Annotated in this window: 12 protein-coding genes; 2 read left to right on the top strand and 10 right to left on the bottom strand. The window is 37.0% G+C overall.

The window, feature by feature from the left end; all coding sequences use genetic code 11:
• The first annotated feature begins 87 nt into the window (after window positions 1–87).
• On the top strand, window positions 88–489 hold the full coding sequence (locus tag Q8Q95_01075) for a helix-turn-helix transcriptional regulator (protein MDP3764195.1): 402 nt from the start codon (window positions 88–90) through the stop codon (window positions 487–489).
• A 329-nt stretch (window positions 490–818) separates the two neighbouring features.
• Here Q8Q95_01075 and trmD read toward each other — a convergent pair whose 3' ends face one another.
• From trmD to rpmF, 10 genes are all read right to left on the bottom strand, one after another.
• Window positions 819–1490 carry a tRNA (guanosine(37)-N1)-methyltransferase TrmD gene (gene trmD, locus Q8Q95_01070; protein MDP3764194.1) on the bottom strand — a complete coding sequence of 224 codons (672 nt, stop codon included), beginning with the start codon at window positions 1488–1490 and terminating at the stop codon, window positions 819–821.
• A 61-nt stretch (window positions 1491–1551) separates the two neighbouring features.
• Complete coding sequence (gene murA, locus Q8Q95_01065) at window positions 1552–2817, bottom strand: UDP-N-acetylglucosamine 1-carboxyvinyltransferase (protein MDP3764193.1); 1266 nt, start codon at window positions 2815–2817, stop codon at window positions 1552–1554.
• A 193-nt stretch (window positions 2818–3010) separates the two neighbouring features.
• On the bottom strand, window positions 3011–3331 hold the full coding sequence (locus tag Q8Q95_01060) for a KH domain-containing protein (protein MDP3764192.1): 321 nt from the start codon (window positions 3329–3331) through the stop codon (window positions 3011–3013).
• A gap of 129 nt (window positions 3332–3460) precedes the next feature.
• Window positions 3461–3868 carry a 30S ribosomal protein S16 gene (rpsP, locus tag Q8Q95_01055; GenBank protein ID MDP3764191.1) on the bottom strand — a complete coding sequence of 136 codons (408 nt, stop codon included), beginning with the start codon at window positions 3866–3868 and terminating at the stop codon, window positions 3461–3463.
• 108 nt (window positions 3869–3976) lie between these two features.
• Window positions 3977–4333, bottom strand: a complete 357-nt coding sequence (locus tag Q8Q95_01050; protein ID MDP3764190.1) for a hypothetical protein — start codon at window positions 4331–4333, stop codon at window positions 3977–3979.
• Window positions 4334–4482: 149 nt separating this feature from the next.
• Entirely contained in the window at window positions 4483–4821 is a 339-nt protein-coding gene (locus Q8Q95_01045) for a hypothetical protein (GenBank protein MDP3764189.1), read from the bottom strand.
• A 117-nt stretch (window positions 4822–4938) separates the two neighbouring features.
• Window positions 4939–7140, bottom strand: coding sequence for an AAA family ATPase (locus Q8Q95_01040; protein ID MDP3764188.1), 2202 nt, complete (start codon window positions 7138–7140; stop codon window positions 4939–4941).
• 134 nt (window positions 7141–7274) lie between these two features.
• A complete protein-coding gene (gene rnc / locus Q8Q95_01035) occupies window positions 7275–7952 on the bottom strand; it encodes a ribonuclease III (GenBank protein ID MDP3764187.1) in 678 nt (225 codons plus the stop codon).
• Between the two features lie 34 nt (window positions 7953–7986).
• Entirely contained in the window at window positions 7987–8505 is a 519-nt protein-coding gene (gene nusB / locus Q8Q95_01030; protein MDP3764186.1) for a transcription antitermination factor NusB, read from the bottom strand.
• 128 nt (window positions 8506–8633) lie between these two features.
• A complete protein-coding gene (rpmF, locus tag Q8Q95_01025) occupies window positions 8634–8852 on the bottom strand; it encodes a 50S ribosomal protein L32 (protein MDP3764185.1) in 219 nt (72 codons plus the stop codon).
• 222 nt (window positions 8853–9074) lie between these two features.
• Here rpmF and Q8Q95_01020 point away from each other — a divergent pair, with 222 nt between their 5' ends.
• Window positions 9075–9740 (top strand): hypothetical protein, encoded by a 666-nt coding sequence (locus Q8Q95_01020; GenBank protein MDP3764184.1) that lies wholly within the window; start codon window positions 9075–9077, stop codon window positions 9738–9740.
• Window positions 9741–9807 lie beyond the last annotated feature (67 nt).

Below are 9807 nucleotides of genomic sequence, written 5' to 3'. Positions count from 1 at the left end.
GTCAATAAGTCTATTTGACTTTTAAACGTATATAATTTAGCATATTGATTACATGAAACTTCGCTAACCTAAAAAGAGAGGGTGAAAATGAAAAAGAATGAAGTTCTTTCTATGTTTCTTAAAGAAAAGCGAGAGAAGTTTTTCAAAAATTCTAAGGCTGCTGCTGAAGCCATAGGAGTTTCCCCGTCACAGTACTATCAATGGGAAACAATGGGCTGTATACCTAAAGACCTCAAGCGTCGAGAAAAGATAACTGAACTTTTTAATATTACTATGGATGAATTATTGGAGAAGGCTGACATTACTTCTGAAAACCAGCAAAATATTATTCCGCTTCTAAAGGAAATTGCAAATAGCAACTGCCCAACAATGTCCATGGAGGACATTGAGTTTCTTACAAGGATTCAAGATGACTTGGATCAACCAATGTCATCTGTGTTAATTGATGAGTTAATGAAACATCGTGTCAGTCAAGATAGCGATCAATAAACTATCTAACGTGCAATATCTGATATTGCACAAACCCCGAGGGTTGCCTAACCAGCAACTCTCTTTTTTATCCCGCACCTTTTTTAGAATAAAAGGTGCGGGATTTTATTTCCACAGACACACTACTGACGACATGAGGTTATATGCTAAACTAATACCATCAACCATGGAAGGCACAATCGTGCCCTGAAAGTCCGAGACCTCTCGGGCTTTCTTTTTTATATGATAAAATTATTTTAGATTTATTTCACTCTTAATATCTTTTTATTTAATCTAATTTACCCCAACTCATTCGTATACTGAGCATACGATCGTATGCTCAGTATACTTTATTTTACTTGAGCCTTTCTCCATTCCTCTATTTTTTTATGATCCCCCGAAAGCAAAACTTTAGGCACAACACGTTTTTTGCCTTTTATAACAACTTCCTCTGGGCGAGTAAATGCTGGCACCCCAACACCATAGCGTTTATCTTCTATAGATTCGCTTTTTCCAAGCACTCCCTTTATTAAACGACTAACCGATTCCACCAACGCCATAGCTGGAATCTCTCCACCCGATAAAACAAAATCTCCTACAGAAAAAATCTCATCGGCTAAATATTTTTCTACTCTATTATCTATGCCTTCGTACCTACCACAAACTAAAACTAGCTGATTGTATTTAGATAATCTTTGAGCATCTTTTTGTGTAAATTTTTTACCAGCCGGACTAAAAAGAATTATCCTACTTTTTGATTTTTGCTTGCCCCGCGTAGCTTCAGCGAAGTGGGGAGTTTTAATTTTTGATATCGCGCTATTGATTACATCCGCCCGCATTACCATCCCCGGCCCACCACCATAAGGCGAATCATCTACTGTTTTATGCCTGTCCTCCGCATAATCTCGGAGATTATGAATTTTAATTTCTACTAACTTTTTCTCTTGCGCCCGCGCCAAAATAGATTCATTAAAATATGAATCAAATATATTGGGGAAAATTGTTATAATATCAAATTTCATTTATTTGAAGGTAGAATGTAGATATTAGAAAGTAGTTTTATTAGCCTCCACCTTCTACCCTCTATATTCTATTAATATCTGCTCCCACTGCCTTTAATCTACCTTCTAAATTCTCGTATCCTCTATCTATATGCTCCACACCGTTTATTATCGTCTGGCCCTTAGCCACTAAAGCCGCAATAACCATCGTCATACCAGACCGTATATCGAAACCGGTAACCTCTTTACCAAAAAGAGAAGATGGACCAATAATTAATGCTCTGTGTGGGTCCATTATTACTGCGTTCGCACCCATCTTCATAAGTTCACGCAAATAGCTCTGGCGCGCTTCATACATCCATTCATGCACCAAACTAGCGCCTTCCGCTTGCGTGGCTAAAACCGCAAATGGCGGTAAATGATCGCAAATTAATTTGGGATACAAACCCGACTGTATCCTAAAAGATTTATAAGGCGAAGTTGGCGGCAAAATGGTAAGTGAATTTGTATCTTTCTCGAAATTAACATTCATTCTTTCTAACTGCATTAAAACAGAATCCAAATATTCAAACTGAATCGGCAATAATTTAATTTGACTTTTGGTGGCTGCCGCCAAAACCGCAAAAGCGCTAATTTCTAAATCGTCGGAAATAACTTGGTGTTGAACATTATTTAAAAAGACTTTTTTTCCCTTAATTTTAAGCGCGGTTGTACCAATTCCGATTATTTCCACTCCGGCTGATACCAGCATCTGACACAAATCTTGAACGTGGGGTTCGGCCGCGGCCAGTCTAATTTCTACACTATGATTATCCATACCCGCCGCCAGCATTAAAACATTTTCTGTAGCTGTAACCGAGGGTTCTTGTAAAACTATCCGCCAGCTGGCGGATGCGCTATTTAGTTTATTAACTTTTAAATATAGATTTTCCTTTTCGGTTACGTCTACACCTAATTCTTTAAAAGCATTTAAGTGCGTATCTAAGGGACGCGCGCCAATAATATCGCCACCGGGATAAGGCAAAACAGCTTCGCCAAAACGAGCCAGCATCGGCCCTGCAAATAAAATTGAAGCTCTTAGCTTCCTAGCCGAATCTGGTAAGGGTTTTGATTTTAAATTTTCTGTATTTATTAAAAGCTCATTCTCGCCTAACCATTTATATTCTCCGCCTAAATAAGAGACAATTTCCAACATCATTTCTACATCATTTATTTTAGGCACATTGCTTAACTTTGTTTCTTTTAACAAAACCGAAGCTGCAATCAAAGGCAAAGCGGCGTTTTTAGAGCCACTTATTTTTACACTGCCTTCTAGGGTTTTACCGCCGTTTATTACAAACTTAGACACGATAATAAAAAAATTTCTAATTACCAATTTCTAATCAATACCCAATGACTAAGTATCTAATTTAGAATTTATCATTAGACATTAGGGTTTGATTAGATATTAGAAATTAGTCATTTACAATATACATTAAATGCTATAAAACACAAACCGCCCGATATTACTCGGACGGTAAATGTTTTTAACAAAAAAACGTCTACAACTTTAGGTCATCTACCACATCATCTACCGATTGGGATCTTTCTGGCCTTGGGGGCCTGGTGCTACCAGCTGGCTCTTCAATCTTTAAGTTTACTCTGGCATTGTTTTTTGCGCCCACAATGCGAAGTAATGTTCTTAAAGCGCGAGCCGAAGCGCCTTGTTTGCCAATAACCACGCCCATATCTGCCGAGTTTACTTTTAACGTAAGTAGAACTCCCATTTCGTCGACGGTACGTGTGGTAGAAACTTCATCCGGCACATTTACCAAAGACTTAACCACAAATTCTACGAAATCTTGATCTGCGAATTTAGCCATTGCTTGTTGTTCTATAATTAATTCAATTCTGAAAATCTGCGACCTTTTTACCGAAAACAGAAAACCGAATATACGAATCTTGTTTTCGGGTACGAATTTAACATCTATACTAAGATAACAAAATAATTATTAAGCTGCAACCTGCGCCTCGTTTGACGGGGTTGCTCCTGTATTTTCTACTGGGGCTATTTCTTCTTTTGATTCTGTAACTGGCTCCACAACTGGAGCAGATTCGGATTTAATCTCTGGTTTTACTTCACTAACTGAACCCTTTTTAGCTTTCCAAACTTTTGTTTTTTCACCAGCAACAACACCCAAATCTATAAACATATTATGTAAAGTTGCAGAAGGTTGAGCGCCTTTAGCTATCCAATATTTAACCCTCTCGGTTTGGATATTTTTTTCTTTGCTGTGAGGATTATAGAAACCCAAAAGTTCCAAGGTTTTACCCTGTGGTTTCCATTGACTTTCTTGCAAAACGATTCTGAAAGAAGCCTGATGTTTTTTGCCAATTCTTTGTAGTCTAATTACGAGCATGTAGTTTACATTAAAAAATCACCCAACGGTGATAGCTTTGGGATATTATCAGATTTTACCGCACTGGTCAACAACCGAGCCTAGGCCAGCTAAGCTGGCTGAGCTCGGTCAACGGCCAGTTTTCTCTAGGCGTAATACTCTTTGTTCTAAGAGTTTAAACTCATCACGCCCAACCTTTTCCTTTAGATCATTTCTGATTATTCCCAATTCAACCTTAACTTCCATCATATCTCCCTTTAACTGTTTTGTATCTTTTTTAAGTTCATTTGTATCTTCCCGTAACAAAACAATATCTGCTTTTACTTGTTTTGTATCTTCCTCGAGTCTGTCCACCTTGACAGCCACATAATCAACCTTATCTTTGACATGAGATAAAACCTCTCCAAAAACACCAAAATCATGCCCCAATTTTTCTAAAAGGATTGTATTATAATCTTTCTTGATTTTAAGTTTTTTAACCGCCATATAAACATATTCTACTCCTTAACTTGGGTTGGTCAAATAATATTATTATGCACAAACAAAATACACCGAGCATACGATCGTATGCTCGGTGTACAATAAAAAAGAACGGCAGTGTTGGCCGTTCTGTGTTGAAATGAAACATGGTCCTTTTATTTTTCACTTATATTTATAGGTTTTCGTTCAAAAAGCCACGCCCCTACAAATACCAAGCCTACAAATAATATGAGGGCAAGTATAATGTACAGTAAATTTTCAAAAAAAACGTCTGCAGGATCAGCTAATCTAAACATCAGAATGACGGTATAAAAAGTTCCAACAATTCCACATCCACAGAGCGTACCACCCAATCCTCTCCGACGTTCTACTAGTAATGCTTTTGAAAGCAACTTTCTTCTTTGAATTATCTTTCCAATTTTTTCGTCCCACAGCTCTAGCTGTTCTTTTAAATGGGCTCTGTGTATCTGCAATCTTCTATAGAGTTCGTCCATTTTATATCCCCTTCTCTAAAAGTACTGTTTGGACTTGTCTGCCCTACAAGATGTCTATTTAAATGAACTTGTTAAAACAATATATATCATAACTAACAAAGAGTCAATCTAGGCGCTCTATAGTTTCAACGACAACAAATGCGAAATGCCGTCTTTCATGGAAACGCCATATAAAGCATCAGCGCCGCGCATGGTTTCGCGGTTATGCGTAATAATTATAAATTGAGTATCGCGCGAAAGCTCTTTAACCAAACGCACAAATTTTTGTGTATTGGTTTCGTCTAAAGCCGCGTCAATTTCATCTAACACCATAACTGGGGGCTTGCGAATACTGGCTAAAGCAAACAGAAGCGCAATGGAAGTTAAAGTTCTTTCCCCGCCCGAAAGCGTACCTAGATTTTTTATTTTTTTATTGGGTAAATCTAGTTTAATTTCTACTCCACTCTCTCCATCATCCTCTTGATTAAAATCTTCTCCCAATTTTTGATCTTTAATATTTAATTTTTGATTTGCGGTTTTGGCTTCCGCGAGACTCGCCTTTCCGCCACCAAATATCAACCTAAAATACCCACCAAAAACACTGCTCATTTCGGAAAGTGTGGTTTTATATTTTATACTTATTTCCTTTTCTAAATTTTTAACCAAACCCTCCAAAGAAGTTAAGGTTTTAGAAAGATCTTCGAATTCTTTGCTTAAAAATTCAAAACGCTGGTTAGCACCTTCGTATTCTTGGATTGTTTTTTCGTCTATGGTACCTACTTCTTCCAATTTTCTTTTTAACTTCCAGACCATGTCTTCAGCAGCCGCGTTTGATTTATCCTGCGAAACTTTAGTGGAGTAGGACGCGACTAAAACTACTTTATTATTTTGCGGTTCCACGCTTAAAACTTCTGCCAAAGTAACCACGCCCACCGCCGACATATCTTGATTAAATTTGTCTTTATGCAATTTTAACTTTTCGCCCTCTATTTCAATTCCTCTTAAAGCACTTTCCAAGCGGTAAAGTTCGGATTCTTTTTCTCTGTAAATCCTTTCCGAAGCCAAAGATACTTTGCGTTCGTCTATAAGCATTTTCTCTTTTTCGGAACGTAGTGAATTAGCTTCTTCTAGTTTCTGCCTAATTTCTTTTTGCGAAGTAAGTAATTTTTCTAAACCACCCTTAAGCAAAGGCAAGGTGCTTGAGTTCACCGCAGGATCTATGCCTTTTTCTATAGCTTTTAATAAATCTTGCAAAGCTACAGCCACGCCTGCCATAACCCGCCTTAAAGATTCAACATCCATACCCTTAAAATCAACGCTTAACTTGCTTACTAATTCTCCTATTTTTCCTTTTAAATATTCTACGCTCACCGGCAAGCGTTGACATTCCCTTTCTTCTTCTAAATTTATTTTACCTTCGGTAGAAATTACTTCCCTCGCAATTTTGTTTTCTTCGGCTTCTAAATTTCTTACCTGTGAAATACTGGTGGCCAATTCAGCGTTAAATGCTGTTTTTTTATCAAACGAAAATAATTCTTCGCGTAATTTTTTAACTTCTGCGCTAAGTGGCTTTAAACTTTGCTTCATCTGCTTTTCTTTTTCCGCAGTTTTATTTTCCCAAGCCAAAATCTCTCTGTATCTATTACCAAACAAATCAACCGCCGCGGTTTTAAGTTCGGTTATATATTCTGCCTTTTTTTCTAACTTTTCTTTTTCTCTTTTTAAAACTCTAAGCTGGGGTTTTAGTTCGGTTAAAATTGCACCAACTTTTTCTAAATTTTCGCGCGTGCGTCTTAATTTAGCTTCGGCTTGGTAACGCTTATCTTGATATTCTTTTACACCAGCCGCTTCTTCTATAAAGCCCTTAAATTCTTTGGGCGATAAATTTAAAAGCTTATCCGACATGCCTTGCGAAATAACTCTAAAAGAACTATCACCCACACGCGACTTTGCCAAAAATTCTTCCATGTCTGTTAAACGAATCTTTCTGCCGTTTAAAATATATGAATTTTCTCCACTCTTATTTATCTCGCGTTCTACCAAAGCTTCGCTTAAGCCTAAGTGACTATTTGGTTCATCAGCCATATCAAAATGCATAGCTACATTGGCCAGCGCTAAAGAACCGCGAGCATTTGACCCATAAAAAATAAGATCTTCGCCTTTTTTACCGCGCAAATTTTTAAAGCTTTGCTCGGCCAAAGCCCAACGGATAGCATCTACCACATTAGATTTACCCGAACCATTTGGACCTGCTACCACCGTAATGCCTTTGGGAAAATCTAAAACTGTTTTCTTAGCAAAAGACTTAAAGCCGGAAATTTGTAACGACTTGAGATACATAATATAGATATTATTTTACCATAAATAAAAATCCCGAGTGCATTTTACACCCAGGAATATACTCACATCAAGGTTAAACCTTGATGTCATCAAATTTTCTTAACTAACAAGCTAATAACTAAAAAGCTAGAAAGCTATCTTTCCAGTGCTGCCTCTGCGGCTTTTTGTTCGGCTTCTTGCTTGGAAGGTCCCGAACCTGTGCCAACTAGGTCTTCATTTAAATAAACTCCAACTTCAAAAATTTTGTCGTGATCCGGCCCAGTTTCGTTTAACACCTTATAATTTGGAGTAACGCCAAATTTTTCTTGCGAACGCTCCTGAAACAAACTTTTAGAATCTTTATACGATTTACTTTTTATTATTTTTTCTAAATCGCAAATAATATTCTGTTTAATAAATTTAGCCACAGTTTCATAGCCTTGATCCAAATACATAGCGCCGATGAGAGCTTCCATAGTATTAGCCAAAATAACTTGGCGGGCTCGGCCAATATCTTTAGCCTCGCCTTTGGAAAGCAACAAAAAATCGTTTAAGCCAAGTTCGTTGCCTATCTCGCTTAAATTTACATAGTTAACCAAAGCCGCCCGCCAGTTTGTTAGTTCACCTTCGGGATTTTTATAATTCTTATAAAGATATTCGGTTACTACGAGTTCCAAAACGGCATCGCCTAAAAATTCCAACCGTTCGTTGTTTTCTAAACCAGATTCTGGGTTTTCGTTTAGCCAAGAGCGATGAATTAAGGCTTGTTTTAAAAGATTCTTGTCTTTAAAAACAACCCCCAACTTATGCTCTAAATTTTCAAGATTATTCATAAACCAGCGACACTAATTACGAATACACACTAATTTACGAATTTTCATTGGTGTCATTCGAGTGCATTCGTATATTGGTGTCGCTATTAACATTGGTATTATTTTTTGTCTTAGAAATATCGTCTTTCAAAGGCTCACCTATTTCCCTATATATTGTGCCTAAAACTCCATTTACAAATTTTCCAGATGACTCGCCACCAAAAGATTTACCTAATTCTATAGCCTCGTTTATGGCCACCTTAGGTGGAACTTCTTTGTAATCACCAAATAAAAGCTCGTAAATACCAAGTCGTAAAACATTTCTATCTACCATAGCTATTTGCTCAATTGGCCATTCGGGAGCGGCTTTGGCAATTATTTGATCAATTTTTGCTAAATAAGAAATAACGCCATTTACTAATTGGCGAATAAAAGAATCATCCTCTAAACCAGGACCAAACTCTTTAGAGTTTTGTGCAATATAAGCCTCCAAATTGGCAGTGTTCCCACCGCGAAAATCCCATTCGTAAAGACTCTGCATAGCGATAGAACGAGAGAGATGACGGTTTGCCATTGGAAAATTACTAATTTCTAATATCTAATTTCTAATCAAATCTCAATGACTAATGACTAAAAATCTTTTTGACATTAGACATTTAAGCATTAGAAATTGATTAGATATTAGTAATTAGGTATTAGACATTATTTACCCGATTTCTTCTTAGCTTTCTTCTTAGCCGCCTTAGCCACCATATCTATTATCTGCTTGCCCTTATAGGATCCGCAATTAACACAAATAACGTGCGACAAAACCTTAGCTCCGCATTTAGAGCAAACGGTTAAAACTCTTTTCTTTAAAGCCAAATGACTACGCCTATGACCTTGTTTAGATTTAGTACGCCTGTGTCTGGGTACACCCATATGTTTTTCTATGAACGATAGTGAATAGCTAAAAACATGTGTCCTTCCGTAACTCTGAGAATCAGAGCAAAGGATGACCATGACTTATCAATTCCCTAATACTCTATCAAAAATCGAATATATTGGCAACCCAGTAAAAGTAAGTAACTGGACTATAATGCAAATATATTTTATACTCTATATAAACATAGATCTTTAAAAACTAGACTGGAGATATGCCTTATGGCGCGCCATATTGAAATGCTGACAGGGCAAATGGTGGATTATTTTATTAAGCCTCACGCAGACCGAGATGCGTTAAACAAACACGAAGGCGAACTAGGCAAAACTTGGCTATATTTATTATCACTTATGGCAGAATGTTTTGAAAACCAACCAAAAGAAGTAACAGCCGATGTAACAAAATGCATAATTGAAAAACTGTCCTCATCTTCAACAGTAGAGCTTATATTATTGGCTCTAGTGGTTAATAAGTTAACAAAACAACAAAGATATACTAACGATTTTGAAACTAGAGGGAGGTTATATAGTTTTAAGTGCACACTATTAAATTTAGCTATCCTGCACTTCTATTGGGTTGACGGAATTTACTACGTCAAAGACGAAAAACCTTGGCTCAACAAAAAAGAAAGACCTTTTTTGTTAATACGCCAAGACCTACAAAACCAAGGCAATTTGATTTTAAAATTTGCCATAGCAAGTTCTTACCGAGTAGACGAAACCTCTTTAGTGCTTAAGCCCCATTATATGCCAAACAGTTTTATTAGTTTGCATTTACCTAAAAATACTTTGCACCCAGAAATAGCCGAAATTGTAGCAATGTATGAATTAGGGAAAGTAATGCCAAGCAGGCCTGCGCTATCCCTTGAAGTAATCACTTCATTCTAAAAACAAATCCGCTCCGACCTAAGTCGCAGCGGATTTTTATTTTTATATTCTAACAATTAACGATTTC

It is taken from the genome of bacterium (genome assembly GCA_030697795.1).
GTDB lineage: Bacteria > Patescibacteriota > Minisyncoccia > JACQLN01 > JACQLN01 > JACQLN01.
This window is presented reverse-complemented; position numbering and strand designations above follow the sequence as displayed.

Excerpts from the sequence above, each read along its gene's own strand:
- Q8Q95_01075 (MDP3764195.1), top strand. The coding sequence starts at position 88 with ATGAAAAAGAATGAAGTTCTTTCTATGTTTCTTAAAGAAAAGCGAGAG.
- Q8Q95_01060 (MDP3764192.1), bottom strand. The coding sequence starts at position 3,331 with ATGGCTAAATTCGCAGATCAAGATTTCGTAGAATTTGTGGTTAAGTCT.
- Q8Q95_01020 (MDP3764184.1), top strand. The coding sequence starts at position 9,075 with ATGGCGCGCCATATTGAAATGCTGACAGGGCAAATGGTGGATTATTTT.
- Q8Q95_01045 (MDP3764189.1), bottom strand. The coding sequence starts at position 4,821 with ATGGACGAACTCTATAGAAGATTGCAGATACACAGAGCCCATTTAAAA.
- Q8Q95_01040 (MDP3764188.1), bottom strand. The coding sequence starts at position 7,140 with ATGTATCTCAAGTCGTTACAAATTTCCGGCTTTAAGTCTTTTGCTAAG.
- rnc (MDP3764187.1), bottom strand. The coding sequence starts at position 7,952 with ATGAATAATCTTGAAAATTTAGAGCATAAGTTGGGGGTTGTTTTTAAA.
- Q8Q95_01050 (MDP3764190.1), bottom strand. The coding sequence starts at position 4,333 with ATGGCGGTTAAAAAACTTAAAATCAAGAAAGATTATAATACAATCCTT.
- rpsP (MDP3764191.1), bottom strand. The coding sequence starts at position 3,868 with ATGCTCGTAATTAGACTACAAAGAATTGGCAAAAAACATCAGGCTTCT.
- rpmF (MDP3764185.1), bottom strand. The coding sequence starts at position 8,852 with ATGGGTGTACCCAGACACAGGCGTACTAAATCTAAACAAGGTCATAGG.
- trmD (MDP3764194.1), bottom strand. The coding sequence starts at position 1,490 with ATGAAATTTGATATTATAACAATTTTCCCCAATATATTTGATTCATAT.
- nusB (MDP3764186.1), bottom strand. The coding sequence starts at position 8,505 with ATGGCAAACCGTCATCTCTCTCGTTCTATCGCTATGCAGAGTCTTTAC.